This is a genomic window from Bradyrhizobium sp. PMVTL-01, from assembly GCF_051861855.1.
Taxonomy (GTDB): domain Bacteria; phylum Pseudomonadota; class Alphaproteobacteria; order Rhizobiales; family Xanthobacteraceae; genus Bradyrhizobium.
Genome location: NZ_CP193983.1, coordinates 480,078 through 505,060, shown reverse-complemented (window position 1 = coordinate 505,060; position 24,983 = coordinate 480,078). Strand labels below are relative to the sequence as shown.

At 60.5% G+C, this 24,983-nt stretch carries 25 protein-coding genes and 1 pseudogene; 9 read left to right on the top strand and 17 right to left on the bottom strand.

Annotated elements, in window-relative coordinates:
• Positions 1 to 521: 521 nt before the first annotated feature.
• The 4 genes from ACRQ5Q_RS43280 to ACRQ5Q_RS43265 all read left to right on the top strand — a co-directional run bounded on the left by ACRQ5Q_RS43280 (position 522) and on the right by ACRQ5Q_RS43265 (position 3,237).
• The gene (locus ACRQ5Q_RS43280; protein ID WP_439400369.1) at positions 522 to 761 is read left to right on the top strand and encodes a PilZ domain-containing protein; all 240 of its coding nucleotides are present in this window, start codon (positions 522 to 524) and stop codon (positions 759 to 761) included.
• Positions 762 to 1,022: 261 nt separating this feature from the next.
• Entirely contained in the window at positions 1,023 to 2,348 is a 1,326-nt protein-coding gene (locus ACRQ5Q_RS43275; RefSeq protein ID WP_439400368.1) for a TadE/TadG family type IV pilus assembly protein, read from the top strand.
• A complete protein-coding gene (locus tag ACRQ5Q_RS43270) occupies positions 2,345 to 2,863 on the top strand; it encodes a TadE/TadG family type IV pilus assembly protein (protein ID WP_439400367.1) in 519 nt (172 codons plus the stop codon). The genes ACRQ5Q_RS43275 and ACRQ5Q_RS43270 overlap by 4 nt, the downstream gene beginning before the upstream one ends.
• Complete coding sequence (locus ACRQ5Q_RS43265) at positions 2,860 to 3,237, top strand: TadE/TadG family type IV pilus assembly protein (protein WP_439400366.1); 378 nt, start codon at positions 2,860 to 2,862, stop codon at positions 3,235 to 3,237. Before ACRQ5Q_RS43270 ends, ACRQ5Q_RS43265 begins: the two co-directional genes overlap by 4 nt.
• 672 nt (positions 3,238 to 3,909) lie before the next feature.
• Here ACRQ5Q_RS43265 and ACRQ5Q_RS43260 read toward each other — a convergent pair.
• The gene (locus ACRQ5Q_RS43260) at positions 3,910 to 4,869 is read right to left on the bottom strand and encodes an ABC transporter substrate-binding protein (protein WP_439400365.1); all 960 of its coding nucleotides are present in this window, start codon (positions 4,867 to 4,869) and stop codon (positions 3,910 to 3,912) included.
• Between the two features lie 134 nt (positions 4,870 to 5,003).
• Positions 5,004 to 5,987: an ABC transporter substrate-binding protein gene (locus ACRQ5Q_RS43255; RefSeq protein ID WP_439400364.1), complete on the bottom strand. Its 984-nt coding sequence runs from the start codon at positions 5,985 to 5,987 to the stop codon at positions 5,004 to 5,006.
• Positions 5,988 to 6,173: 186 nt separating this feature from the next.
• Here ACRQ5Q_RS43255 and ACRQ5Q_RS43250 point away from each other — a divergent pair, with 186 nt between their 5' ends.
• On the top strand, positions 6,174 to 6,470 hold the full coding sequence (locus ACRQ5Q_RS43250) for a hypothetical protein (RefSeq protein ID WP_439400543.1): 297 nt from the start codon (positions 6,174 to 6,176) through the stop codon (positions 6,468 to 6,470).
• The gene (locus ACRQ5Q_RS43245) at positions 6,427 to 6,561 is read left to right on the top strand and encodes a transposase (RefSeq protein WP_439400363.1); all 135 of its coding nucleotides are present in this window, start codon (positions 6,427 to 6,429) and stop codon (positions 6,559 to 6,561) included. Before ACRQ5Q_RS43250 ends, ACRQ5Q_RS43245 begins: the two co-directional genes overlap by 44 nt.
• Positions 6,562 to 7,364: 803 nt before the next feature.
• Here ACRQ5Q_RS43245 and ACRQ5Q_RS43240 read toward each other — a convergent pair.
• From ACRQ5Q_RS43240 to ACRQ5Q_RS43175, 14 genes are all read right to left on the bottom strand, one after another.
• Positions 7,365 to 8,528 (bottom strand): LPD7 domain-containing protein, encoded by a 1,164-nt coding sequence (locus ACRQ5Q_RS43240; RefSeq protein WP_439400362.1) that lies wholly within the window; start codon positions 8,526 to 8,528, stop codon positions 7,365 to 7,367.
• On the bottom strand, positions 8,512 to 10,458 hold the full coding sequence (locus tag ACRQ5Q_RS43235; protein ID WP_439400361.1) for a type IV secretory system conjugative DNA transfer family protein: 1,947 nt from the start codon (positions 10,456 to 10,458) through the stop codon (positions 8,512 to 8,514). Before ACRQ5Q_RS43235 ends, ACRQ5Q_RS43240 begins: the two co-directional genes overlap by 17 nt.
• On the bottom strand, positions 10,424 to 11,455 hold the full coding sequence (virB11, locus tag ACRQ5Q_RS43230; protein ID WP_439400360.1) for a P-type DNA transfer ATPase VirB11: 1,032 nt from the start codon (positions 11,453 to 11,455) through the stop codon (positions 10,424 to 10,426). The genes ACRQ5Q_RS43235 and virB11 overlap by 35 nt, the downstream gene beginning before the upstream one ends.
• On the bottom strand, positions 11,452 to 12,597 hold the full coding sequence (virB10, locus tag ACRQ5Q_RS43225; RefSeq protein ID WP_439400359.1) for a type IV secretion system protein VirB10: 1,146 nt from the start codon (positions 12,595 to 12,597) through the stop codon (positions 11,452 to 11,454). The genes virB11 and virB10 overlap by 4 nt, the downstream gene beginning before the upstream one ends.
• Before the next feature lie 11 nt (positions 12,598 to 12,608).
• Positions 12,609 to 13,460, bottom strand: coding sequence for a P-type conjugative transfer protein VirB9 (gene virB9, locus ACRQ5Q_RS43220; protein WP_439400358.1), 852 nt, complete (start codon positions 13,458 to 13,460; stop codon positions 12,609 to 12,611).
• The gene (locus ACRQ5Q_RS43215; protein ID WP_439400357.1) at positions 13,457 to 14,128 is read right to left on the bottom strand and encodes a virB8 family protein; all 672 of its coding nucleotides are present in this window, start codon (positions 14,126 to 14,128) and stop codon (positions 13,457 to 13,459) included. The genes virB9 and ACRQ5Q_RS43215 overlap by 4 nt, the downstream gene beginning before the upstream one ends.
• A 345-nt stretch (positions 14,129 to 14,473) precedes the next feature.
• Positions 14,474 to 15,460, bottom strand: a complete 987-nt coding sequence (locus ACRQ5Q_RS43210) for a type IV secretion system protein (RefSeq protein WP_439400356.1) — start codon at positions 15,458 to 15,460, stop codon at positions 14,474 to 14,476.
• Between the two features lie 28 nt (positions 15,461 to 15,488).
• Positions 15,489 to 15,722: an EexN family lipoprotein gene (locus tag ACRQ5Q_RS43205; RefSeq protein WP_439400355.1), complete on the bottom strand. Its 234-nt coding sequence runs from the start codon at positions 15,720 to 15,722 to the stop codon at positions 15,489 to 15,491.
• Positions 15,719 to 16,441 carry a P-type DNA transfer protein VirB5 gene (gene virB5 / locus ACRQ5Q_RS43200; protein WP_439400354.1) on the bottom strand — a complete coding sequence of 241 codons (723 nt, stop codon included), beginning with the start codon at positions 16,439 to 16,441 and terminating at the stop codon, positions 15,719 to 15,721. Before virB5 ends, ACRQ5Q_RS43205 begins: the two co-directional genes overlap by 4 nt.
• Entirely contained in the window at positions 16,438 to 18,804 is a 2,367-nt protein-coding gene (locus ACRQ5Q_RS43195) for a VirB4 family type IV secretion/conjugal transfer ATPase (protein WP_439400529.1), read from the bottom strand. Before ACRQ5Q_RS43195 ends, virB5 begins: the two co-directional genes overlap by 4 nt.
• On the bottom strand, positions 18,794 to 19,135 hold the full coding sequence (locus ACRQ5Q_RS43190; RefSeq protein WP_439400353.1) for a type IV secretion system protein VirB3: 342 nt from the start codon (positions 19,133 to 19,135) through the stop codon (positions 18,794 to 18,796). The genes ACRQ5Q_RS43195 and ACRQ5Q_RS43190 overlap by 11 nt, the downstream gene beginning before the upstream one ends.
• Positions 19,135 to 19,431: a TrbC/VirB2 family protein gene (locus ACRQ5Q_RS43185; protein WP_439400352.1), complete on the bottom strand. Its 297-nt coding sequence runs from the start codon at positions 19,429 to 19,431 to the stop codon at positions 19,135 to 19,137. The genes ACRQ5Q_RS43190 and ACRQ5Q_RS43185 overlap by 1 nt, the downstream gene beginning before the upstream one ends.
• A gap of 75 nt (positions 19,432 to 19,506) precedes the next feature.
• A complete protein-coding gene (locus tag ACRQ5Q_RS43180) occupies positions 19,507 to 20,076 on the bottom strand; it encodes a type IV secretion protein (RefSeq protein WP_439400351.1) in 570 nt (189 codons plus the stop codon).
• A 40-nt stretch (positions 20,077 to 20,116) separates the two neighbouring features.
• Entirely contained in the window at positions 20,117 to 20,752 is a 636-nt protein-coding gene (locus ACRQ5Q_RS43175) for an acyl-homoserine-lactone synthase (RefSeq protein ID WP_439400350.1), read from the bottom strand.
• A 420-nt stretch (positions 20,753 to 21,172) separates the two neighbouring features.
• On the opposite strand from ACRQ5Q_RS43175, the gene ACRQ5Q_RS43170 reads away from it, so the two are divergent.
• Positions 21,173 to 21,901 carry an autoinducer binding domain-containing protein gene (locus ACRQ5Q_RS43170; protein ID WP_439400349.1) on the top strand — a complete coding sequence of 243 codons (729 nt, stop codon included), beginning with the start codon at positions 21,173 to 21,175 and terminating at the stop codon, positions 21,899 to 21,901.
• Positions 21,902 to 21,979: 78 nt separating this feature from the next.
• On the opposite strand, the gene ACRQ5Q_RS43165 is transcribed toward ACRQ5Q_RS43170, so the two are convergent.
• A complete protein-coding gene (locus ACRQ5Q_RS43165; protein WP_439400348.1) occupies positions 21,980 to 22,237 on the bottom strand; it encodes a WGR domain-containing protein in 258 nt (85 codons plus the stop codon).
• A gap of 816 nt (positions 22,238 to 23,053) precedes the next feature.
• Here ACRQ5Q_RS43165 and ACRQ5Q_RS43160 point away from each other — a divergent pair.
• Both ACRQ5Q_RS43160 and ACRQ5Q_RS43155 read left to right on the top strand, forming a co-directional pair.
• The gene (locus ACRQ5Q_RS43160; protein ID WP_439400347.1) at positions 23,054 to 23,938 is read left to right on the top strand and encodes a DUF3991 and toprim domain-containing protein; all 885 of its coding nucleotides are present in this window, start codon (positions 23,054 to 23,056) and stop codon (positions 23,936 to 23,938) included.
• A 319-nt stretch (positions 23,939 to 24,257) separates the two neighbouring features.
• A pseudogene (locus ACRQ5Q_RS43155) lies at positions 24,258 to 24,841 on the top strand (DUF1419 domain-containing protein); the annotation flags it as partial.
• Positions 24,842 to 24,983 lie beyond the last annotated feature (142 nt).

The window sequence follows — 24,983 nt, the reverse complement described above, 5'->3', positions numbered from 1 at the left end:
CCGTAGCGGAGCAAACCTTCCGGGAAATCCGCACGCCGAAGTAGTGACCGCGAAGCAAAAAGTTCAGCGGGCCGCCGTTGCAGCCTCTTAGACACTAGAATCATTCGGCCTCTGAGCTCGCGTTGTGTATCATTTGATACACTGCGCTCCCGGCTACTTTGATACTGCTTGCTGAACATAGGAGGCAGGCATGGATCGGCTAAAGAAGGCGTTGGCGCACCTCGAAGCGCCGGAATGCCCGAATTGTCGGATTACGATGAAATGGTTTCGCTCAGAGCTGGTGCGAGACGACCAGGAAAGCGTCATCGCTCACCTTTTCGTCTGCCCCAACTGCAAACGCGCCCAGCGGACTGACACTAAGTTCACGCCCATTCGCGTCCCGCCCGACAAGCTGGTAGCCCCTCGCTTTCGTGTCGTACGGGGAGGTCGGGCCACCGCAGTCAGAGGCCGCTCGTAAAGGTCAAGAACAAGGCCGGAAAGAGCCTAATCCAGTTTTTGGAACTCAGTGGGAGCTTCTAGAGATGCGGGACCGATCCTCCCAACGCCGTCGCATTCTCAAGGCCGGCCAAATCGTATTCGGCTCATCGGCCGTTGATTGCATTGTGCGCGATATCTCCGCGACGGGTGCTCGTATCCAAGCGCGGGGCCCGCTTTGGTTTCCTGACAGCTTCGTGCTCGCGATAACCTCGGATGGCACTTCTAGGCGCTGCCATATTGTTTGGCGAAAGGACGGTCAGATCGGCGTAGCTTTCGACGAGTAAGGCCGCCTCTGCTAGAAGGACTCTTCTTCTCAACGCCTCTTAGACCCACAGCAGACGAAGCTTTCGGTCAGTAGGGGCTTCTGGGGACGACCACCGTCGCGGTCCCGATTTTCACGGAGGTGAGCGCAATATGGAAGCTGCCACAGGGCCGCTCTCACGTGTCCGAATTCGCTAAAATTGTCTTAGCTCGATTGAGGCGCCTTTAAATCGGTCTGCATCAACCTCTTCCAGGAAAAAGTGGCAAGTACCCGGAGAGGATACATGAGCCTCAGGACTATCTGGAGCCGCTCCTACAATGTTTCACAACGCCGCTCGCACAGCGGAGCGAGTCCGCGCCTCCACCAGACCAGTTTGTTTCAGCAGTTCGTTCGAGACCAGTCCGGTAGCTACGTAATTCTGTCTGCGCTATTGATGCCTGTCTTGGTTGGCACAGCCGGCCTCGGCACTGAGGTTGGATGGTGGTACTACAAGCATAAGAATATGCAGAGTGCCGCGGACTCAGGCGCGGTGAGTGCGGCAACAGCCGCAACTGCGAGCGGCGACCTGACCTCCGAAGCCAATGCCGTTACAGCGAACTATGGTTACGCGAATGCTGTGAACAACGTCACCGTCGTGGTCAACCAACCGCCGAAGACGGGCACGTATACCTCGAACACACAGGCAGTGGAAGTCGTGGTGAGCCAGCCGCAACAGCGGCTGCTATCGTCGCTGTTCGGCTCAGATCCTGTGCTAATCACCGCGCGTGCGGTCGCCCTACCCAATTCCGGGACAGGTTGCGTACTCGCGCTCAATTCGAGCGCGAGCCCGGCTGTGAACGTGAGCGGAGGCAATCAACTCAATCTGATCAAGTGCAACCTCTACAGCAACTCCGGCGCGAGCCCGTCCCTCAACGTTGCCGGCAGCGCCTCCGTTGCTGCCAATCAGGTCGGAGTGGTTGGCGATGTCTCCGGCGCGAGCAACATCACCGCGACCCACGGCATCCGGAGCCACATGCGGGCGCTGCCCGATCCCTATGCAGACGTAGTTCCCCCCGCGGAGCCGAGCTGCGACAACAAGAAGTACACGATCAACGCCAATGGGAAGACCAACTCCCTCAGCCCTGGCTGCTACAGCGGCAGCATCACTGTCAATGCCGGAGCCACTCTAAACCTAAGCCCGGGCATCTATTACCTGGACGGTGCTAATTTAAGCGTCGCGGGTAACGCAACGATTACCGGCACGGGCGTGACTCTGGTGTTTACGGGGTCGGGCAGCAACTGGGGCACGGCCTCGATCGGCAGCAACGCGATCATCGACTTGACGGCGCCGACCACCGGCTCCACCAAGGGAATCGTCATGTATGGCGACCGCAAAATGCCTGCAGGAACTGCCTTTAATCTAACCGGCGGCGGCACCCAAAACTTCGGCGGCGCCATCTACCTGCCGAAGGCCAATCTTAGCTTCAGTGGCGGTAACGGCACGAGTACCTCCTGCACCAAGATCATCGCCGATACGCTGACGTTCACCGGCACGTCGAATCTTCAGGTCAATTGTTCCGCCCTCGGTACTGCAACGATCGGTTCGCAGACCGCGCAACTGGTCGAATGAAGGTGGTTCCGATGCAAATCCAAATGTCATTATCCCAGAGCCGAGGTCGATTACCTTCCGTCTTGCGTCGGTACGTGCGCGCTGCTGTCGGCGATACAAGTGGCGCGGCTGCCATCGAATTCGGCGTGATGATCCCGTTATTGTCTCTGATGGTTGTCTCGGTGACTGATATTGGGCTCGCGGTCTACCGCAAGATGCAGGTTGAGAATGCGGCGCAAGCGGGAGCCCAATATGCCATTGCGCGCGGCTTTGATACGAGCGGAATTTCCAGCGCGGTAACGAGCGCAACGAACTCCGCAGCCATCACTGCTTCACCTGCGCCCCTCCTGTTTTGCGGCTGCCCAACAAGGGGAGGAGTCAGCAGTGTGAGCTGCGGTACGGTTTGCGCGGGCGGCGCGCAGGCTGGAACATATACGACGGTCTCGGCGCAGGCGACGTACTCTACGCTGATCAATTATCAGATTGTCGCCGCCACCTATACCTACAGCGCTCAATCCACCGCGAGGCTGCAGTGACGTTCACGACAATATGGCGAGACACTCGAGCGGCTTCGGCGCTGGAATTTGCTCTGACCGCCCCGGTCTTTTTCCTGTTCTTATTCGGAATTATTGAGTTCGGGCTGCTGTTTTGGACTCAGCTCGGCCTGCAACATGGGACGGAGATGGCGGCGCGCTGCGCAACCGTCAATCCAACGCTTTGCCCGAGCAGCAACGCCATTGTCGGTTACGCAGCCCAGCAGGCGTTCGGCCTCGATCTGCCGGCGCAGACATTCACCTACTCCACGTCAACATGCGGCAATCAGGTGAGCGCCGCTTATGCATTTCAGTTTCCGCAAGTGCTTAATCTCTCGCCGCTGACGCTGACGGCGCAGGCATGCTTTCCGAGCTGAATGCGGGCGCTTGAACCTATGAAACGGCGCACTTCGACTCTATGAAATGCGCACCGACGAGCGGTTCTGAAATGCCAAAACCCGACGATATTCTGGTCTCGTGCCCGCAGTGCATAGCATGGCCGATGGCTTTTGCGGGGCCACTCGCACATTGGGGGCCGCGCCACGAACGAGACTCTCTTTACCTGCAGGCGATGTCGTCACCGCGAGATATTCGATCTTTCTAGCGGAAATTGCGACCTGATGAAGCGCCATTGGCCTGCTCAGACCGATGATCGCCTGATCAGCTAGGACAGACTGCGCATAGTCGAGCTGTTTCGACTGCCAGAGCCGACCTAGGCAAGCGGTTCTCTTGGGCGCGACGGTGATCTAAGTTTTCGAAATCCCCCATTTAAGAAGAGATTCGATCTAAATCGCCCCATGGGTGAACATAGGGCAGCACCGTGTCGTCGCATTCTGAAGGCCGGGACTATCGAATTCGCCGGCTCATCTCAATCACGGCGATGACCGTGCTATCTTTTTCGAGGGCGGTAAGGGACCTGCTTGGGTTGAAAGCTTCCAACATGGGGCGCTCCGTCGCTCATTTGTGAAGAGCATCGAAGGTCCCATACCCTCGCCGCCCACCCCATAGCATCTTCACACTTGCGGACTCATGCGCCGCAGCAAGCAAAGCTATTCGATCACCTCGTCCGCGCGGAGGAGAAATGATTGCGGCACGGTAAGGCCGATCGCCTTCGCCGTCTTCAGATTGATCACGAGCTCGAATTTCGTTGGTTGCTGCACAGGCAGGTCGGCAGGCTTAGCGCCTTTCAGGATCTTATCGACATAGGTTGCGGCTTTCCGGTAAGCATCGGCCTCATCGGACCCATAGCTCAGCAGGCCGCCCTGATCTGCGAATTCGCGAACGAAGGACATCGCCGGAATCCGGTAGCGGACCGCCAGTTCGGCGACCCGCCGGATCGGCAAACTGGGCTGCACGATTAGTGCATCCGGAGTTTTCTGATCCAATGCCGAAAAGGCAGCATCAAGCTCGGTGCTGCTGTGGATCATGACGGGATTAATCATGATCCCGGCAGCTTTCCCGGCGCTCTCGACCCGCTGCAAAAATGGCTTTGAGAAGGGGTCCGGTACATTGACCAGCGCCGCGATGCGATGCGGTGCAATCAGTTCGCGGACGACGTCAACCAATTTGCCTGCCAGTTCCGCACCGATCGCTGCCATGCCGGTTATATTGCCTCCCGGCTGGGCGACGCTCGCGACAAGCCCCGTCTCGACCGGATTGCCGACTAGTGCCATCACGATCGGGATCTGATGAGTTGCCTGCCTGGCGGCGAGGGCTGCCGGCGTGAACCAGGCCACAATCAGGTCCACCTTGAGCCGCACCAGCTCCTCAGCCAAAGAGGGAAGCTGGCTTGTCTGCCCCGCGTCCGATCGAAATTCATATCGAACATTTCTCCCCTCGATGTAGCCGAGCTCGCGCATATCCTGCTGAAAGAGCCGCCAAAAGCGGTCCGAGGCGGGAGATCCAACAACAAGAACGCCGATGGTTGGCATTTTCGGCTGCTGCGCGGCGGCGGCGAATGCAAGTATACTAGCCGCACCGACAAATGCGATGAGATCGCGGCGTCTCATTGGTCCTCCACGACAGGCCACCACCAGATTATAGCAGTCCGATCGCGTGGGGTCAGAAAGCCTCACCGCCGTCGTGGCGGTCAATGTGAGTTCCGCTCAGGGCCTCCGGACTTATGCGTCGCAGCAAAATAGCGCTATTCGATCACCTCGTTAGCGCGGGCGATTACTGCGGGCGGAATGTCAAAACCAACCATCTTCGCCGTTCTAAGGTTGATCGCAAGGTCAAACGTTTCGGGTTGAATGACCGGCAGATCGGCTGGCTTTTCTCCCTTTAGGATGCGACCGACATACAGCCCCGACAACCGATACCCTTCCAGCAGGTTTGCACCGTAACTCATAAGACCCCCTGCGGTCACATATTCGCGCCATGGATAGACACCTGCCATTGCGTAGCGCGCTGCGAGCGAGACGACCTGCTGACGGTGATCATTGAACAGCGCATCCGCACCCACTAAAAACCCGGCAATGTTGCGTTTGGCTAACGTGTCGAAAGCCGCTTCAATCGACGGGCCGTCAGCCGTGCGAAGAACCACGAGTTCGCGGCCGAGGTTTTTTGCCGCTTCAAGCAAATCTTCCTCTTCGGCTTCGACCCCCGGTCGATTGGCGTTTACCAGCGCGCCGAGGACCCGCGGCTTCGGGACAAGCTCGCTCAGCAGCTCAAGCCGCTTGGCGTCGAGTTCTATGGTCAATCCTGCGTTCCCGGTGACGTTCCCTCCGGGGCGATTGAGACTTGCAACCAAGCCGCTTTTTACCGGGTCGGCGACCGCGGCGAATACAATCGGGATGGTTTTGGTTGCCGATTTCGCCGCAAAGGCCGCCACTGGACCGCCGGCAGTAGCAATGACCGCGACGGACTGGCTAATAAGCTCCGCAGCCAGTGCCGGCAAGCGGTCATAATGACCGTCCGCCCCACGGTACACGACGTTCAAGTTCTCGCCTTCCAGGAAGCCAGTCTCCTTCAACCCACGCCGCAGACCGTCCGACTGATCCTCGCGCAATTTGGCTGGTCCGCTGCTCAGCACGCCAATCATCGGCAACGATGGCTGTTGCCCTCGAACTGTCAGCGGCCATGCGACTGCCGCGGTGCTCAAAAATGCAATGAACTCGCGACGTCGCATGCCTTCCCCGAACATTAGAGTTAGCGCGGCTGCAATTTAGCATATGCAATTGGCAGAGCGAACAACGTCAGCTCAGGGTCAAAAGCCCCAGGCGCTTCCGTCCAGGGCAAGCGCCAACAGATCTCGTCATTGATGCTGCGGCTAGGACGCATCTATCCGGGCAAGACGACGTGGGGACCAGCCCATATGAGATGGCTGACATCGCAGAAACTCGAGCATCGCGAGCAGCGCATCGTATTCGAAGAGTTACTGGAGGGGATACGCCAGGAAAGTGAACGAATGGAACGTTTGGAAGATGCCATCCGCGAGGTAATACCCGAGTGGTCGCTCGCCGAGGTTGTCGCGGCTCTGCAGGCGATGCGGGGGATTGATCTTATTGCAGCTGTGGGGTGCTGGCTGAGATCGGTGATCTCTCCCGCTTTCAAAATCCGCGCGAGTGATGGGCTATCTGGGTCTGGTGCCCACAGGAAGCTCGACTGGTGACAGGGTCAAACGAGGCAGCATCTCCAAGGCCGGTAATGGGCGGGCGCGACGTCGGAGGCGGCCTGGAGTTATCGATATCCGCCGCGCGTGAGCCGAGATAAGCGGCCAAAGGTGGAGGCCGCACCGAGACGCGCGATTGCGTGGAAAGCGCAAACCAGACTATGCGGGCGCTTCCGCTCACTCGAGCGGAAGGGCAAGGGGCGAACTGTAATTGTCACGGCGATTGCCCGAGAGCTATCCGCATTCATTTGGGCGATCAATCGCGAGCTCACACCACCTCAACAAGCGTAACGTCGCTGGGGGGCTGTGGACCGCTCCAGTCGTGAGGTGCGCTCGACCGGCCCACAGCCCCAGGCGGAGCGAGAGAGTTCGAACCCGCGGTGCAAACGAGGCAGGCTTAAGCTGTTCGGCGCCGGACTGCCATAAGTACGCGCATCTCAGATCAGGGGCCGCCTACCTTGGGTGCCCTCCAATCCATCCCAGGGACGTTCACCGTTGACGGTCTGGCCACGCGTACCAGCCGTCCTCGGCAACCAATCGGACCTGATCCCGTCCGAAATAGTGATCGCCGGCCAGGTGGCATCGAGGGCTAAGGCCCACAAATGTCACCGGCGTCACAGCCGGGTGCTCGGTTCACGAAGAATTGCTCGGAAGTGGCCCCAAGTGTGGCCCCGAAAACAGAGAAGCGCCAATGACGCTTCTTTAAGTTTTCGCTAAGTATCTGAAAAACTTGGTGGGCGCACCAGGGCTCGAACCTGGGACCCGCTGATTAAGAGTCAGCTGCTTCAATCCGAAGGTGGCATAGTTGCCGCTCCGCGCCGGAACCTAAGACGAGCAGGCGATAAAAACATCAACCTAATGTTGGCGCAGATCCCCAAAACGGGAAGCGTAGCATCAGCGCTCTTGATCCTTCGTTCTTACTCGGCTTTCACGACGCGCCTGGTCGTTGTCGATTGCCACTTGGGCGCGCTCGTGAACTGAGTTTAGAATTTTCGCCCGCGAGAACGAATGCCCCTTCTCAAGATGTTGGGCGATGCGCTCCTTGGCGAAAGCCATAATGTTCTGGCGAGCATACTCGTCGTTCGGCAGAGCGCGTTCGACAAGTTTGTTGATGACGACAATTTGGGATTGGGCCGCGAGCAGGTCGGAGTCATGCGCGGCCGCCGGTCGGTCCCCACGGCGTGCCTCGACCGTCACACTCCACCTGTTGCGCCACATCTGGCCCCGTTCAATGCCACCGATTCCTGTGGCGACGTCTTTAAACTTGATCGCCCTGATGAGGGGTTCGACGCCATCCCTGCGCAGAGAGATGTGGTCGCCAGGCCTGGCGCCACTATCTGCGACGTCCGTTACGACTCCGACTCCCCACACCTGATGTCGCCGGCCATCGTCCAGGTCGATGGCTACATAGGTTGACGGCTCCGCGTCGGTGCGGTTGCGGTAGGGGCCAATACCGACCTCCATCAGACGTCCGGAAATGCCCTTGTCGTAATCGAGCCTATCCCTCTGTATTGACTTGTCGGAGGCCGAGCGGGTCTCTACATCGTTGGTCCGAGCGTGGGCGCGATCCCATGCGGCTCGTCGGTCAGCGAGCGCCTGGCCGTCAAGCTCGGTTGGTTGATAGCCCTTCACATTCATCCCGCGCGCGCCAGCCTCGAGCCAAGCCTCGCGTCGAAACTCGACGGAACCACGGACGTGAATTTCCTCCCACTGGCGATGTTGTGCCACGCTGACCATGTCCCGGATCACCTCGGCCGCAGCTATGCGGGTGACCAGGCGATCGTCAGTGGCTTTGAAGGCGAGGTACTCTTTCCGCTCATCAGCATAGAGCCGCGCTTCGCGAGCGGATCCATCCTTTTCGAATTCACTGAGGGCCACGTAATATTTGCGGCGGATGCGATCCGGAAGAGCCTTGTCCAGAGGTTCCGCAGAGGAAGACTTGTCCGCGGCTGTCTTGCTTTCGGACTCGTCGTCCCTCTTGTCTGTGTTGGTAGTGTCCGCGTCGCGACGTTGCCGTTCGGGGATGAACTCGTGGCTATCATCACGTGTGTCGTTCATGCTGCTGCTCGTTCGGCTTGCGGCCGGGCCGTCGCGCCGGCGGGATGGCCTGCGCGTCGATATAGTTCAGGACCCACACCTTCATGTCGTCTTCGGAAAGGCCTTGGAGATCGATATCCACGTCCCCGAAATCGAAACTCGCACCGGCAGGAATGGTGGAGGGATCGGCCACCTCCTCGTCGGTCATGGGCCGAGCCCGGAATACCGCGCGCAGCTCGGCAATCTCGGAGCGCAGCTCCTTGATTTCGGCGTCGAGCAATGCATTGGAACGCCCTTTGGGCATTTGGGGGAGAGGCGCCGGCAGCAATCGCTCCAGAAAAGACTTGTCCTCGTAGTAGATGATCTTATCGGCGATGATGGGTGGAAGGCCCGTGCCGAGGATGAATGCCTTGGATTTCGGTAGGAGCTTGAGCTCTTGAGGCAGCATCAGGGCGCGACGATGCTCCGAAATCGTCTCGCTGATCGCGCGCATCGCCAGCCCCTTTGGTCCGCTACGGCTGCGCGCGTTCACCGTCTCATATCCGATGCGCTCGGAGAGCTCATTCGCCACGTCCTGCTCCTTCGGCGCAAACACCACCTCCACGGCGTGGTTGGTCATGAAATTGCGCGCGGCATCGATCCCGTAGATCGCGCGCAACTGCGCCGGGCTCTGGACCACCGTGAGAAGGCGGATACCGTATCCGGCGATGAAGGCGACCGATTTTGCCAGCACATTGACGTTGCCCAGCGCCGGAAATTCGTCGAGCAACAGCAGCACCTTGCGCGTGAGCTTCGAATTTTGCTCCGGAACTTCGCGGGTGTTGACATCAACCACCTGCTGAAAGAAAAGGTTCAGAAGCGGCGCCATTCGGTCGAGATTATCTGGCGTGACCCCGAGATAGATCGACATTGGCTCTTGGCGTAGCTTCCGCAGGTCAAAATCATTGGTCGAGGTTGCGGCATCGATACGGGGATTCAGCCAAAGGCCGAGCCGCGCCGTTACAGTCTTGCGTACGGAATTCAGGGTGTTCTCGGAGGCGGCGAGGAAATCGTTCAGGGCCGTGATGCAGTGCCGCGACAGTGGGGAAGGCCCCGCCTTGCGATCTGCGATGATCTTTTCGAAGTGGGCTTTGAGATCCTGGGTCGCTGACAGCTGGCGCAGGATCTCGCCGATCGTCAACGGCAAGCCCGGGGTTTCCGCAATATAGCCGCCGATAGCCACAAACGTTGTACGCGCCGCCTCGAACCAGAACGGATCCCCGCGGCTCTCGGCCGGAAACAGCATGACCGAGATGCGTTGCAGATCGTCGTAGAGGTCGGCAGGATCGCTACGCACATACCCCAGCGGATTGTAACGCGCAGTACGACCGTTCTCGTCGAGCGGATCGAACAAATGGACCTCCTGCCCGTGCGCGGCCCGAAATCCGGCCGAGCGATCCCAGTTTTCCTTCTTCACATCCAGCGCAACAACCGAATCCGGCCAATTGAGCAAGTTCGGTATGACATAGCCGACGCCCTTCCCGGCCCGGGTTGGGGCATAGAGGAGGACATGTTCCGATCCGCCGAAGCAGAGCATTTTTCCATCCTTGCGGCCGAGCAGCAGTCCGTCCTTGGACCGCAGGCCGGCGGCCTTGATCTCGCGCTCGGTGGCGAAACGGGCCTTGCCGTGAAGGGGAAGCGGACGGTGCCGGAGGATGGCGCCGAGCAGGCCAAAGACCACAATCAAACCAGCCAGCGTCGACAGGGTCAGCCAGCGGTCGAAGCGTGCGTCGGCGCCATAGCGCGGCCAGCCTGTGGCGATCTCCAGCCAGTGAAAGCCGCCATCGTGGAGCCTGAGCCCGAGCAGCAGAACGTTCGAGGCGACCAGCAGGAAGACTGCGCCGCCGCCGAACGCAAGCGCGGTGCCGAGGGCGGTCTTAACGGGCGTAGTCGCGTTTGCGAACGGGGTCATAGTAGATTTCCGAAATGCGGTAGCGACCGTTACGCTTCTGCATCTGGACCACGATGTCGACGAGATGCAGCAACAGCGAACGAATATCGTCGCGATGGAGGTCACGTCCCTCGGCACTCTCCTTGACCAGTAATGTCATCTGTTCGAAGGCCAGGCGGGCGCTGTCCGCGTGGACCGTCGTGATCGATCCTGGGTGCCCTGAGTTCACATTCCTGAGATAGAAGAAGGCGGTGCCGTCGCGTAACTCCTGCAGCAAGATGCGGTCGGGCCGCATGCGCAGGGATGATTCAAGGAGCTCGCGGGGGCCGATCTTGGCCACGCCCTGCCCGTCCTTGGCATAGAGCAGCCGGACCGAGTTCTGATGTGGGATTGCAAGCTCGACCGTATCCTCGATGGTGATGAGCCGTTCATGGGACGGGATCGCCGCAATCAGCGCCTTGGATAGAGTGGTCTTGCCGGAGCCCGTGGCTCCCGAGATCAGGATATTGCGGCGGGTGACTACCGCAAACTCGAGGAACTCGCGCCATTGGCCGGCCTCTTTCAGCGCGAGCAATCGATGCTCGTCGGCGTCCAGCTCGTGACTGGCTGAGCGGACTTCATCGAACAGCTTTATCCGCTCAAGAGCGTCCAGGTTCATAGTCCGTGTCGAGGGCTTGCGGATTGTGAAGCTGATCGTGCCAGCAGGCACCGCTGGGGGCACGACGATTTGACAGCGCTCCTCACCGATCAGGCTGGTCGAGACCACCGGGTATTCCGGCCCTATGTCCTGGCGCGTGTGACTGGCGGCTGCGGTTGCAAGATGCGAGAGATAGGTGTGCGTGAGGGCTGCGACTTCATGCCGGGACCAACCGTCAGGCCCCTCCACGAAAACCTCGCCTGGACGGTTGATGACGATTTCGGTGAGGGCGTTGTCGGAGAGGTACGGCGCCAGCGGCTCAAGATAGCGCGCCAGCACCAACCGTCCGCCATCGTGATTGACCGATGCGCCTGCGCTCATTTCGTCACCACAGCCGGGCCCACAATGTCTCCGGGGAGGGTGCGGTCGAGAATCTGGGTCCGGCTCTCGATCCGCTTCAGTTGGTAGACCGAGGAGAAATCGAGATCGCGCGCGACAAAGATATTCACGAGCTCACCCTGATTCTTGTTCAGCGTCGGCGGGATGTTGATTGACTGCTCGACGGCGATGCCGGCGGCAGTGTTTGTCGCACCAGCGGTGTTGTTGATCTGGATAGAGCCATCTTGCAGTTGCTGGCGCCCGATGGAGGAGGCATCGCCAACGATCGACAACAACAGCGCCGACCCGAAGCGCTCCCAGAAATGCGTGTCGATCTCGCCATCGAAGCCGGCCCGGCCGAGCGCATCCGTGGCAGGCGAGGCCAGCGCCACGATGACTCCCGTCGGCGTCTTGGCGCGAGCCCAAAGCACAAACATCCTTTTGGTGCCCCGCCGGACATTGCCCCGATATTCCCCGACCACTTGCGTGCCCTTTTCCATCAGCACCACGTTGCCGGAATCCGACATCACATCGCGCAGTACGACGCAGGAGACGAAGCCTGCCACATCCGAGGACATCGCGGTCTCCAGCACGCAAGGGATCGACGTGCCCTGGGTGACGAGGAGATTGCGATTGGGAAGGCGGGCGGCGCGCACGCCTTCGATTGCCGTGGGTTTCAGCTTGTCCGCCAGCTCGTTGCGTGGCTCGGCCCGCCCAAAATCATAGGGATCGATGGGGACGCTTCCGGTCGGGCCACTATGGGGCGGACGCCCCGATGCGACCGGCCGGTTATAGGCTAGCACCGGCGCGCGCCGTGCACTTTCGAGCATCTGGTCCGCGGCCGGCACGGCGGCCGCAGGCGTGGCAGCAATGGGTGCGACCGGAATGGACGCGGTGGTGATGGGTGCGGCAGGTGGCTCCGCGGCGGGCTCGAAGGCGGCTGCTTGGCGGATCATGAGCTTGCGGGCGGACTCGCCGACCGGCTTGTCGCTTTTCCAGGTCCCCCAGATGATCAGAAAGGCGAATGCGGTCAGCGCGAGCGCGCCGAAGCCGCGCTTGAGCATGGCTGCTCGACCATTGTCCCCTCCCCCGACCGGGGTAATTCCCCGTTCGCCGGCGACTGTCTCATTATCAAGCTCGGTCATGTTGCACTCGCCTATCGTGCCTTGAGGGTTGGAGATGGCCTCTTCGCCCGCCGCTCGACCGACGGGCTCGTGGTGTTGGTGCCGGGATTGATGCCGATAGCATCGAACGCTTCGTTGAAGATGCAGAGCACGATGTCGCCCTTGCGCAGTCGAAACTCACGGGCTGTGGCGTGGACCACCACGAGTTCGCCGCGGACGTCCTTGGGCACCAGACTTTCAGAGCCATCCGAGTTGATCAGGTAGATCGCCGGGATCTCGCGATTGCCCGCGAAGCGGAACGTGGTCTCCTTACCGTCATCGAAGACGGCTTCGGGTTCGAGGTCGATCGAGCCCTGGGCGGAAAAACGCCAGTTGCGGGCGCCGTAAGCATGATGCAGGTCAAACGTCTGATCGATCAGCGCGCCTTCCCGCTCGGCGCCCCGGGCGGCCGCCTCAATGCGCCGGCGCTCGATCTCGTCGCCGGGATAGGCGAAGCGGACGACGAAGTAGCTATCGGCAAGCGTAGTCTCGGCGATCGACAACTCGAACTGATAAGAGCGCTTACGCCCGTCGGGCCGGGTGGTGACGACCTGCAGATTGGTCGGCGGGTGTTTTTCGCGCGGCTTGAGGAACAGGATCGAGCCCGCAGGTGCAACTTCCCATGCTATGGCGTCACCAATCGCGACATGCGCGATTTCCTCGTCATCGGCAAACACGACCTGGGTTGAGGCGCGAATGACGCCATTGAGGCGGACCACATTGGCCGGGTCATAGGTGACGGTGCGCACGCGCGCATCGTGTTGACCCGGCGTAGGCTGCTGCAGCGCGAGCGCGGGTGCGGCAAATCCGAGGGCTAAGGTGATCAGAATTGCGACATGTCTCATGGCACGACCTCCGGATCGGCGCGATATTCCGAAACCAGAAAGCCGAGCGGATTGATCAGTCGGTCGGCGGATGACATCGGTGCGTTGGCGTAAGAGAAGGTCAGGGTCGAGACCCAATGGGTCACACGAGTCTCCTCGCCCTTGCGCGTCTCTTTCATGAACCGCACAGAAGCGACATTGTCGGCCAGGAGTGAGATCGCCTTGATCCGCACCGTCGCGACCCCGAAACGGCCCTGAACGACTTGCGGGCTTTCGGGATTGGAGCCGCGGTACCAGGCTGCGAAGCGGGCCTGTTCGCCCTGCCCCGAAAGCAACGAAATCGTGCGGAAATTGGTTTCGGCTTCGGGGTAGCTGTAGCCTTCACGCGCGCGAACGTAGCGACCAAGGAAATACTTGGTCACAACTTCGTCGTAGCGCGCTGGCGTCGAATTGAGGGCGGAGATCGTGTCCACAATACCGGTGGCATTGTCGACCCGAATGACAAACGGCTCGACGGTTTTCAGCGGTGCCAAAGCAGCGACTGCACCGACCGAGGCGACTGCCAAGGCAGAGGCGCCCGCGGCAACAAACCAAGCTATTCGCCTCGAGCGATGAGCCGACAGAAGCAGATCCTGTTCCCACCGCCGCGCATTCTCGAAATAGCTCTTCAGGTCATCATCTCCGACCATCTCACGCCTCCTTGCCGCAAGCGCGATACGAGGCCGCAATGTTGGCCCAGCCGCCGGACGCGGCGAGATGGGTCGACGGTGCGGACGAGTCGCCCTCGCCCTTCCGGATGATGGGTGCGGATGGCGAAGCTGGTGGCTCCGCTGTCGCCGGCGGCGCACCAGACTCCCAATCCCATAGTGAGCGATTAAGTGGCCGCCGGGCGAAGCCATCACAGGACGGTGGCCCCTTTGACCAGTTCGCGCAGCCGCCAAGTTGCCATGCGATGAAGAAAATAATGAATAGTCGACGCCACATCGTTCTGATGCCCTTGTCTTTATGGTCGCCTGATCCCGGCGATCTTTCGCTTATGTTGTCGAGGTCCCCTGGGATTGGACGCGCCGGATGCTGCCGCCCTGCCGGCTCGCTCGAACCGCGGCGAGACCCCGGCTGGCCGACCAGCGGGCGCCAGCGTAGGCCCCTCCTGCCGCGGCCGTGGCATTGGCTATCAGTGGGTTTGTGACCAGCCGGCTTGCGAGCGACGCCCCACCTCCGGCGAGACCGCCTGCGATGGTCGGCAATTGAAGCGCGATGTACCCGGACAGACCTAACACCGCACTGATGGCGACCGCGGCGACCACCGTCTCGCCCGCCGTTCCTGCGTTGGCTCCAAACCTGTCGATGAAGCCGCTGACAGTTGACAGCATCAACCCGACCATCGCGACAACCAGGACCAGCAGGATCACGAAATTGGCGACCTGCCGTAGCCAGGCCTCTGTGAACGGGCGGGTCGCCTCAAAGAGCCCCAGCGCAATGAAGACTGGGCCGAGCGCGATCACGACGCCAAGACCCACTTTGGCGTAGAGCAGAATGGCGAATTGCAGGAACGATCCGACGGCCACAAAGACCAGTAGAATGGCCGCAATCAGTGCGGGCGCGATGTTGGTCAGGCCAGCCTGGTCGTAGATCTTGTTGGCAACGTCAATCCCTTTGGACAGAAGCTGATCGAACGGAGCGCCGGAAGTGGTATTCAGTCCAGAGCCCGCCAATGCATTGCCGATCTCATTCGGCAAAGAGTCAAAGAATAGGCTCGTGACGTATTGCTGAAACGCGCTGGAATTCGTCGCCAGCAGCACCACGACCACGATCCGCATCGCTCGCCAGGCGAATTCCATGATTGGCTCGGAAATCGCTCCACGCATCACAGCAAAACCGTAGAGGATAACGTAGAGCATCACGGCGGTGCGCAGCGGGCCATCGATGTAGGAGGTAAGATTCGAAACCGAGGTCGACACAAATGCCGTGATCGGTTGCTCGAACTCTTTCAAGAAGCTGTCGAAGACATTAACGGCCATCGCGGCGATCCTTACCTCAGGGCGTCTTTCATTCTTGGACGGAGACCTTGTTGCGGGCTTCATTGGCGTTGACGCAATTTGGCGTCTTTGCGAGTTCGCCCGGGTTGTCACGGCACGCCTTGAGGGCCATCGCAAGCTCATACCGATGATCCAGAAACCAGCCCACGGTTTTGGCTTGTAGACCCTTGTTGGCGTCGTTGCAGCCTGTAAGAGCGGCGGCGCCGCCGACGGTGAGCAGAACAACGGCAAGCCTCGTCTTCATTGCAAGGCCGCCTTCATTTCATCGACCAGTTGCTTCTGTTTCTCCCGCTCCCGCTGTCCGTCCATGTCCATGCGGGCCTGCTGGATCATCGCCAACCCCTGCATTCGGAGCACGTCGTTCTGCAGGAGCGCCTGTTCGGCCTGCAGCCTCGCTGAGAGATCAAGGATCTCCTTCGCATCGCTCGCCGAGCTGATGCGAGCTCTGAGCTCCTCAAGGGCATCGATGCGCTGTGAGGCCGTGTCATACACTGCCTGGCCCATGGAGTGCTTCGCCCCGGTCTGCCGGGCGATCCGGTCGAGCTCGCTCTGGTAATACGAGTTGCCGTTGTTGCCGGCATAGGCGCGGTTCTGTGCAAGATAATGGTCCATCGCGTCGGCGAAGTTGCCGCCACCCTGCCCCGCGACGAGACGTTCGATGTCCGAGAACTGCTGGGGCAGGACCTTCCGAAACTGTGGCGTGTTCAGGAGCGCGCCGATGTCGTTGGCGTTGGTCCGCTTGTTGAAGCTGTCATAGAGCTGCTTGGCCTGGCTCAATTGATCCTGTGCGATCCTGAGCTGCGACGTCAGGGTGTCGACCTGCTTCTTCAATTCCGTCAGTTGCTCAAACTGCCGCGCATATACGCTTGGATCGAATACGATCTCGGCCATTGCAGGGGAGGCTGTCAGCGGGGTCATAACTGACAGGGAGGTGAGCACCGCCTTCATCCGTTGAACCATCATTGGGCCCTCCTCCGCTCCGCGTGAAATACCGGCAGCCACTGCTTGGGGTCGTCGCCGACCTGTTTGCGAATGCGGTCGAGCAGCTCGACGGTTTCGGTGCGTCCCGACAAGACCGCGAGCGCATCGTCGAAACCGCCAAGGTCTAGTTCGGCCACCACCGAGTTATGGCCTTGCTTGACCAAGAACCGACGGCTTTCGGGGGCGAGCTCCTCCTTGATCAGGCGGAATTCCGTATCGGTCAGATGGAAGCCATCGACATAGTCCAATCGTGTTCCCCGCGCGTTCGGTAGGAAGATCTGGGTCGGGCATTGTTCCACAATAGTGTGCGCGATCGGCGACGCCAGCGCGTCGCGCGGCGACTGCGTCCCGAACACCATGACGCCGTTCTGCTTGCGGATGGTTTTCAGCTTGTTGTTGGCGAGATCGCGAAACGCCTCGTCACCAAGCGCCTTCCAGAACTCGTCGATGTCGATGATCAGGCGCCGGCCGTCGATTAGCTGCTCGACGCGCTGGAACAGATACATCATTAATGGTGTGCGGACGGTCGGATGATCCAAGAGATCAGTCATGTCGAAACCAATGAACCGGGAGTCGAAGCCGATAGCGTCGTGCGCGCCATCGAGCACCCAACCGAAAGGAGCGCCCCGGCACCATCGCTCGAGCCGCGCGCCGATTCCCTCGCGGTCTTGCTGGCCGAGAAAGGTGCGCAATGTCCCGAACGATCGCTCCCCCTGCCGCAGTTGACCGAGCGCTCGCAATCCGGAATCGATGCGCTCCTCCTCGATTACGGTCAGCGGCCGGTCGTCCGGCGTGACGAGTTTCCGGACAAGTTCGCCCAGGAAGGAGAGATTCGCTGGCGTCAGCTCCAGTGCCTTGAGCGGCGCGCAGCCGGTCGGGACGCCGTTGTGGAGCGTCAGGTAGGTGCCACTGGCGGCGCGCACGAAAATTTCGGCGCCTCGATCCTTGTCGAAGAAAACGCAGGACGCACCAAGCCGCTCCGCCTGCGACAGCAGAAAGTTCTGTACGACGGTTTTGCCAGATCCCGAGGGGCCGCAGATGAAGGTGTTGCCGAGGTCGCCATGATGAAAGGAAAAATAAAAGGGCGAGCCGGATGCGGTCTTGAGCATCGCAACCGCCGGTCCCCATTGGTTGCCCGCAGCCTGTCCGGTGGGATAGGTGTGGAACGGCGAGAATGCCGCGAAATTCCGCGAGTTGATCGCGCCCGTGCGTGCCCGGTACTTGAACTGGCCCGGAAGCTGCGCCCAATAGGCGGCTTCAAGTCCGAGATCTTCCCGGGCGACCACGGCACCCGCATCGGCAAGTGCACGCCTCGCCAAGCTCATGTGATCCTGCAATCGCGAGGGCGTATCGGCGTAGACCAAAAGCGAGAGGTGATGGTCTCCAAGCACGAACCGGCTGGATTCGAGATCGTCGAGCGCGTCTGACAGCTCATCGATCTGTGAGGCTGCCGGATCCTGGGCTGAGACTAGCTGGTTCTGTTTGCGCGTCAGGACGGTCTTGGCGTCAGCCTTTGCCAAAAATGCGAATGATTGCGTGACGATGAGCTCAAACGGCGCGGAAAGCAACGCGTTCAGAAGACCTGGCCGGGTGGACGCTGGATATTCCTTGAGGCCGAACATGCCAGCGAACCGCGATCCGCAGGCCGCGCGGATTTCGAGTGCTTCACGGCCGAAGATGATACGATTTGAATAGAGCGCAGGACCGATCGGTCCTTGTGGCAAGGGCATCGGCATCCATTCGCCGGAGGCGAGCGCGTGGAGCAACTCCATCGGTTCTGAGAAGGTGATGCCGTCGCGCTCAAACAATCCAACCGCGCGGGCGCCGTAACGGTCGAGTGCCGCGACGATATCTCGCGTTGCATCGTCAAGCCGCTTCAGGGCCACGCTGTCCACCTCGGCGGAACTTCGCGCGCTTCGGCCAAGCCGCCGAAAGAACGCGGCAGCCATATCCGTCGCCGCCCGGCCAGGATGACAAACCAGGGTCAGATAGAGATCGTTGCGAAACAGCGCGTCCTTGCAAAGTCGCCGGCGATATTGCTCGTCAAGCCCCGCTGCAAAGGTCGATCGGAAGGTCCCGCCCGGATAGACCGACGTCCGGCGGCGCACCAGGTGGCTCCAGAGTGCCAGCTGCGGATCCGCAACATTGCGCAGCGTGAGATTCAGCTTCCCGTGCAGATCGTTCAGATCCGATGTCTCGGCAGTCTCGAACGAGGTGCCATCGATCCTGATCACCGTCAGCAGGGCTCGTGTTGTAAGACTGATTACCGTGTCGGTCACATGCCGGCCGAATGGCAGGTAGACGTCGGGCTCGATCTCCCGGCTCTTAAGCGCCCTATTGCGCATAACCGAGGTCCCTTGTTCGATATCTCCGGACGAGTTTGAGCGGCGTGCAGGACGAGCCGCCCCAGAATGCGGCGTTGCGCGCGCGGCCTCGGGTTTCGATCCAGGCAAGCAGGATCCGGAACATGTTGGGATCGTGCCGGCAGATGATGCGGCAAAGCCCATGGATCGGAATTGCGACCAGGCCATAGATGATGCTCCCAGCCACCAGGAACAGGATGCAGGAAAACATCACGTTGAGCGCCATGGCTTCCATGGTGACGCCGGCGACCATGGCGGGACGTGTACAGGCGAGGAATAAGGTATCCTCGGTGAGACGTGGGGCCTCGGTCATCAATGACCCCCGGTCAAGGTCGAGACCACTTCGGAGGCGCCGAAGGTAATAGCGACGCCCAGCACGACATAGGCCGCCTTGCGCAGATCGAGATAGCCGAACATCCAGGCGATGCCGACAATGATGACCGCGAGCGTCGCCAGCAGGCGAGCAACGTTGCCGGTCAACATATTCACAATGTTCTGCAGAACGCCTTCGATGTTCGCGGTCTGCGCTAGGGCCGGCTCGACCAACGCGATGCTGAGAACGGCCCCCATGCAAAGGAGGGCAGCGGAGTGTCTAAGAGGAGAAGTCATGGTACGGCTCCGATTGGCAATGCAGCCGGACCCAGCCCGGACCGCGGTATTGCGTTGAGGTGAAAAGAGGCGCTCTCATCGTTCATAGACGAAGGCAGATGTGCCTATCCCTGAGCGATAGACGTCCCAGCGCGGGTGCTCGCCGGAAGAGACTGCTGGCGGATTGGTTACCGTATCGCCGCTGAGGTGATTACGACTGGTGGTCGCCGTTGGCTCGACCCGCGGCTCGGGCGCTTGGCTGGGAGCCTTGGCCGCGAAGCTCGCGACAACCTTGGCAATCGCCTGGTCGCGGTCTGCGCTTTTTGTGCTCGCCGCTTGCAGTCGTGCGTCGAACAATCTGCCAAGCCCAGCAATGTGCTGGCACGCATCGAAGGTGCTACTAGCCCTCAGCCCGGCCTTCTTTGTCTCGTCAGCATCAAGTTGGGCGAGACCGGTTCGGACCTGCTGGCCGCTAGCGATGGCCTCGGTTGCGAGCTGGATCGCTTCGTCAGGGTCGGTCGCCTGAATCGGAATCGGTTTGCGCCCTTCAATCGTGATGAGCAGCGGCTCGAATGAGCTCGCCTGCCGCACGATGGCCGTCAGCGGCCGAGCCATTGCGGTCGGGGCGCATTGTTCGACCAGAGCTGCGAATGCAGCGGGATCCATGGTGAGAGCCTTTTTTGTCAGGAGCTGAGGACGCTCGATGTTAGGCAGCGATCGCTAGGCTTGATGGCGCCTCAATTGCACGGCCTGAAATCTGCCCGGCCGCTCGGATCGCGCCGAAAGCCTCCTTAGTGATCGGCAACAAACCGGCGACGGCTGTGGTCGAGCCGATTTGGCGAGGCATGCCGAGGCGATCGAGATGCCATCCGGCCCGCCGCAGGATGCGTTCCATGCGCAGATCAGTGACCGTTGCGATGGCCTGAAGATTGCGCTGCTGACCCCATTCGATCATTGCTGCAAACAGCAGGAATGTCGCTTTGCGCAGACCATTCTCTGCCGTTGCCGCCGCGCTTTTGGTGTCGACGCAAAAGCGCGAGCTCTCCCAAATCGTGGTCGCCTTCGGCGCCGGGTTGCCGTCGAGCAACACCGGGAAGGTATCAGCGAGCATGTTGCGCCCGGTGGTCGGCAGCAAGCGAACACAGCCGACAACGTCGTTCTGCTCAAGCACCAGGAGATAAGTGGGCCTGAAGGTGTCGTACGGATCGATCTCTAATCCGTTGGAAACAGAGACGTCCCAGTCTAGCCGATCCTTGAACACGCGCCTGCGCAGGCGATGCATTCCCAGCGTTAGTTCGGAGTCATGCAGGAGTGCCAAGCGGCTACGCACAATGACCTTCATTCTTAACCTCAAACTCACGAATCACAGCTTCGAGATCAAGAAAGCAGCCAGGGTCTCTGCGTTGCGCTGTCAGTTCTGACAGGGGCGCTTTGGATCTGTTCGGTCGCGGACCGTACTCACATGGCGCGCCGATCCGCGCGCACTTTGGCAATTGCATAAGTTCCGGGATGCGCAGGTCTGACAGCGCAGGGAGTTCCTTAGCATCCACCAAGCGGAGAGAATATTTTGCCTTGAGTGGCTGCAGTCAGAGACTGTCCTCCCCCGTCGTATGTGCGCGGTACTGCTTGTAGTTTTGACAGGGCGATATCGAATTGTTCGTGCCGCAAAGCTGCCGCAAGGCCACAATAAAGACCTGCACGTGGAACGCGAATCATTAAAATATTCGCGTTCTGGGAACTAAGAAACGACTGAAGTGGCGCAATGAAAGATGTCAAAAGAGCATGCGATGAATTTGTCGATTGTCTTCACGCTGCCCAAACAGAAGATGATTTTCGACGTGTTGCGGAACGAGCCGCGCATGCATTGGGATTCCGGTGGTTTGCCTATTTTGGTCAACGGGCGAATGGCCCCAATCTGATCTCATCCTATCCAAAGAGCTGGACCACTCACTATTTTCGCGAAGGGTATCACAACATCGACCCGGTTCTTCAGGGTCCGCGAATTGCGAGCCAGGTGTTCCTGTGGGACGGCCGCGAGGCGCGAAGCGCAAAGTCTGCGAAAGAGCGCCGTCTGTTCGACGATGCGCTCAGCTTCAAGATCAGGACCGGCCTGACCGTTCGCATTCCCTCGAGTCAGAACCAGTTCGCAGCGTTTACGCTGGCGGTCGACGAGCGCAGCCTGGGACTCGATCGTTTCATGGAGACCTCACAGGACATTTTGAAAACGGTGGGTCTCACCTACCATGCACATGTGAGTGCCAAGATTGGAACGACCTCGGCGGAAAGAGAAATCATCAGCCCGCTGACGCAGCGCGAACGGCAGTGCCTCGCATGGATCTCTGATGGCAAGACGATGCAGGATATTGCGGAGCTTCTTGACGTTACGCCGCGAGGCGTGAAATTTCATCTGGACAATGCCAGGCGAAATCTGGCTGCATTGACCCTCCCGCACGCTGTGGCGCTCGCGTTTCGGCAGGGATTGCTCCCGTAATGCGAAAAACAGCTGTCCGGCTTGTAAGAAGTTCGAGGATGGACGGGTCAAGCAGGATGGTAGGTGAGGCGGTTGCATTCAAGGCGCGGGGTTCTTTGGAGCATAACCACGGCGCCTTTTGCGGACGAGCCACGCCTCGAGGGCTTCGACGGCCTGGACCCTCCCCGCAAACAGATCCATCCGCCGGCGGCCGCGTTGGCCGAGACGTCCCCATTCGCGCACCAACGCCGTATCACCGAACAGAGTGGGTTCGATCGTGAGGACATAGAACCTGGCCATGTTGCAGGCCGGATCGCACCGTTGGAGCACGAGGTATGGCACCGTGAGTTCGGACATGCGTAAGAATCGCAACTGTCGAAACCACCGTCCAATTAATTTATCGAATCGATCAGGCCTCTCGATTCAGAAGTTTAATACCAGTGATGAAAGCCGTTGAGGTGTTCAGCGGCCGGTCTCTGAAAATACAGGGCTGTTATGCGCCTCTGGCTGCGAAGATAGCGGGCATCGCCCTGCGGGCCGGGCTGGAGACTGCGCCGAAGCCCCGCGAGTGGGTCTTCCCCCTTACGGGCTGCCATCCCTGACGCGAAGCGGCCCGAGTCCCCGAACAAGCCAACTGCCGAGTCTATCGGAACCCCGCGTATAAGCGTCGGACCTGCCAGCCAGGCGGCCAAATCGAGCGGCTTCGCCTACGAGGTGACCGCAGCCGCGCCCGAACACGTCGGTGCCCGTCGAGCGGGGATGGCCCCCGCCGCAAGACGGGAGCGCTTCATGTCGCACAACTCACCCTCGCTCAGAATCACGCCTTCGGATCTGGCCCACACTCTGATGTGTGCCTGTCATCCTTGTCCAAACTGAGAACGAGTTCGGCGTGATGGTCTCCAGGAATACGACGGTGATCAGGACGCGATCGTCCATGAATACGACCCCTGGTACTCGGCTCATTGAGGCGGGTGACCGGCTGCCGCTGGCGCCATGCCGGCTGCAAGGGAAGCTTCGCCGCGCCCAGCTATCTGACAAATCCGACAGCTTGTCGGCGCCCTTGCATTCGGCAGGCTTCGCAGCCGGTCGGAGATGTGCCGCAAGGCTAGGAACAAGTGACACCAACAGAAGAAGGGGACCGGACGTCGCCTGCGCGACTCCGGTGCACACAACATGGACAAGAGAGAAATTGAAGAGCTGCGCGAAAAGGTTGGCTGCGCATCTCTGCTGGAGAAAGACGGCTGGAAAGTCGATGTCAAGGAAAGCACCCGGCGGGCGATCAAATATCGCCGCGACAGCAGCATCGTCATTGTCATCCACCAAGGCCGCGGCTGGTTCGATCCGCTGTCGCCGGCGAAAGGGGATGTGTTTTCGCTCGCTGAACATCTCGGTGCCGACGGTTTCGTCGAGGCATGCGACCGCGTTGCGGATATGGTTGGCTTCGCGCCTAGCGCACCCGCGTGGCAGCGCTCGGCAAGGCCTAAGACCCTCGCGTCCATCCTAGAGCGGTGGGGACATCGCTTCAGGCCGCGCCCCGGCTCACCAGCCTGGCGCTATCTTACCGGCGAGCGCGGACTGCCGGCGAATATTGTGAAAGAGGCGGTCACTAGCGACCTGTTGCGAGAGGGCCCCCAAGGCAGCATGTGGGCGGCGCATACCGATTCTGCTGGGGCGCTCACAGGCTGGGAGGAGCGTGGACCGGCGTGGCGGGGCTTCGCCACGGACGGCGGTAAGGAGCTGTTTCGCTTCGGGTCGGAGGAGTGCGAGCGGATCTGCATCACCGAGGCGGCCATAGATGCCATGAGCCTCGCCGCGATCGAGGTCCTGCGCCCTGACACCCTTTATGTCAGCACCGGCGGTGGTTGGTCGCCTGCAACCGATGACGCCATTCGCGGCCTCGCCAAGCGCGGCAACGCTTGGCTCGTGGCAGCAACCGACAACAATCGGCAAGGCGACACCTACGCCGACCGTGTTTGTGCCATCGCTGCGGATGCAAGTGCGCGGTATGCCCGATTACGGCCGTGCGCCGGCGACTGGAATGAGGATTTAACGGCCTGATGGCTACTTGATGACGTGGTTAGCGAGGGCGACGCGCATGCGTGCTGACGCCGCGCCAAAGGCTCCGCATGAGTGGTGTCTCTCATTTCTCGGCGGGGAAAGGGAGATCGAATAATGAGAGAGAAAAAATGAAACGGGATGAGGCGCTGCCGCATGCGTGGCCGGCGCGTCAAGGGTGAAGCTTCGCCCGCGTTCCGCGGCCCTTGGCCCTCCGCACCTTCGATGCGGCCGGCGAGGAGTGTGATGAAGGACCGAAGTGACGGAGGGATCAGGGGGATCGCTCGCGCTGTCAGTCCGGTCAGGCCATGAGGAGCCGCCCATGCACACTTTCCCCATCCGCAAAGTCTTCGAAGGCGTTGCGACGCGCCATGAGATGCACCGATTATTCAACCGCCACCGAGGTGACCCCGCGATGGCCGAAGGTGAAGGCCAGCATCTCTTCATCGGTGATTGGTTTGAGATCAACGAGCGGGAGCACGACTACATGCTCGAGATGCTGCCACCGCTGTTCATGCGCTCCGACATGTTTGCGATGCGCGAATTCATCACGGGCAGCGTCACCAGCATCTTATTCGCGCTTGCCATCGACGAAGGCGGCGCTGGTTCCAGGGCTATTGCGATCTTTCCGATCGGCTGTCGCCGGATCGGATGAGGGCGGCGATCATCGAGCGCGAGTCACGGCCCGTGCGCGCAATGACTCGCGACGAGCGGCTCGAGCACATCTGGTCGAGCACGCATGACGATTATCGCGGCTATGCCGGCGAGCGCTGGCCGCATGTGATGCGCGGCCGCCGCACCCTACTCGTCTATGCCGGACAGAGCGGCACAGTCCTGAAGCTGCTCGACGACCTCACCGAAGTAGAGATCGCGGCCAAGCTGCCGGTGCAGTTCCGTCATCTGCCCGGGGACGGCCGCGGCGTAGCCCGACCTCCCCTCCCCGTCCCGTGGCAGCCCGGCCTCGCTCCGGACGGCGCGTTCAGCAATTGGCCGGCGCTGCGGCCTAGCGGGGCCAAGGCCGACCTTGCGGCTCGCTTCAGGCGAACAT

Excerpts from the sequence above, each read along its gene's own strand:
- ACRQ5Q_RS43280 (WP_439400369.1), top strand. The coding sequence starts at position 522 with ATGCGGGACCGATCCTCCCAACGCCGTCGCATTCTCAAGGCCGGCCAA.
- ACRQ5Q_RS43275 (WP_439400368.1), top strand. The coding sequence starts at position 1,023 with ATGAGCCTCAGGACTATCTGGAGCCGCTCCTACAATGTTTCACAACGC.
- ACRQ5Q_RS43270 (WP_439400367.1), top strand. The coding sequence starts at position 2,345 with ATGAAGGTGGTTCCGATGCAAATCCAAATGTCATTATCCCAGAGCCGA.
- ACRQ5Q_RS43260 (WP_439400365.1), bottom strand. The coding sequence starts at position 4,869 with ATGAGACGCCGCGATCTCATCGCATTTGTCGGTGCGGCTAGTATACTT.
- ACRQ5Q_RS43255 (WP_439400364.1), bottom strand. The coding sequence starts at position 5,987 with ATGCGACGTCGCGAGTTCATTGCATTTTTGAGCACCGCGGCAGTCGCA.
- ACRQ5Q_RS43250 (WP_439400543.1), top strand. The coding sequence starts at position 6,174 with ATGAGATGGCTGACATCGCAGAAACTCGAGCATCGCGAGCAGCGCATC.
- ACRQ5Q_RS43245 (WP_439400363.1), top strand. The coding sequence starts at position 6,427 with ATGGGCTATCTGGGTCTGGTGCCCACAGGAAGCTCGACTGGTGACAGG.
- ACRQ5Q_RS43240 (WP_439400362.1), bottom strand. The coding sequence starts at position 8,528 with ATGAACGACACACGTGATGATAGCCACGAGTTCATCCCCGAACGGCAA.
- ACRQ5Q_RS43235 (WP_439400361.1), bottom strand. The coding sequence starts at position 10,458 with ATGACCCCGTTCGCAAACGCGACTACGCCCGTTAAGACCGCCCTCGGC.
- virB11 (WP_439400360.1), bottom strand. The coding sequence starts at position 11,455 with ATGAGCGCAGGCGCATCGGTCAATCACGATGGCGGACGGTTGGTGCTG.
- virB10 (WP_439400359.1), bottom strand. The coding sequence starts at position 12,597 with ATGACCGAGCTTGATAATGAGACAGTCGCCGGCGAACGGGGAATTACC.
- virB9 (WP_439400358.1), bottom strand. The coding sequence starts at position 13,460 with ATGAGACATGTCGCAATTCTGATCACCTTAGCCCTCGGATTTGCCGCA.
- ACRQ5Q_RS43215 (WP_439400357.1), bottom strand. The coding sequence starts at position 14,128 with ATGGTCGGAGATGATGACCTGAAGAGCTATTTCGAGAATGCGCGGCGG.
- ACRQ5Q_RS43210 (WP_439400356.1), bottom strand. The coding sequence starts at position 15,460 with ATGGCCGTTAATGTCTTCGACAGCTTCTTGAAAGAGTTCGAGCAACCG.
- ACRQ5Q_RS43205 (WP_439400355.1), bottom strand. The coding sequence starts at position 15,722 with ATGAAGACGAGGCTTGCCGTTGTTCTGCTCACCGTCGGCGGCGCCGCC.
- virB5 (WP_439400354.1), bottom strand. The coding sequence starts at position 16,441 with ATGATGGTTCAACGGATGAAGGCGGTGCTCACCTCCCTGTCAGTTATG.
- ACRQ5Q_RS43195 (WP_439400529.1), bottom strand. The coding sequence starts at position 18,804 with ATGCGCAATAGGGCGCTTAAGAGCCGGGAGATCGAGCCCGACGTCTAC.
- ACRQ5Q_RS43190 (WP_439400353.1), bottom strand. The coding sequence starts at position 19,135 with ATGACCGAGGCCCCACGTCTCACCGAGGATACCTTATTCCTCGCCTGT.
- ACRQ5Q_RS43185 (WP_439400352.1), bottom strand. The coding sequence starts at position 19,431 with ATGACTTCTCCTCTTAGACACTCCGCTGCCCTCCTTTGCATGGGGGCC.
- ACRQ5Q_RS43180 (WP_439400351.1), bottom strand. The coding sequence starts at position 20,076 with ATGGATCCCGCTGCATTCGCAGCTCTGGTCGAACAATGCGCCCCGACC.
- ACRQ5Q_RS43175 (WP_439400350.1), bottom strand. The coding sequence starts at position 20,752 with ATGAAGGTCATTGTGCGTAGCCGCTTGGCACTCCTGCATGACTCCGAA.
- ACRQ5Q_RS43170 (WP_439400349.1), top strand. The coding sequence starts at position 21,173 with ATGAAAGATGTCAAAAGAGCATGCGATGAATTTGTCGATTGTCTTCAC.
- ACRQ5Q_RS43165 (WP_439400348.1), bottom strand. The coding sequence starts at position 22,237 with ATGTCCGAACTCACGGTGCCATACCTCGTGCTCCAACGGTGCGATCCG.
- ACRQ5Q_RS43160 (WP_439400347.1), top strand. The coding sequence starts at position 23,054 with ATGGACAAGAGAGAAATTGAAGAGCTGCGCGAAAAGGTTGGCTGCGCA.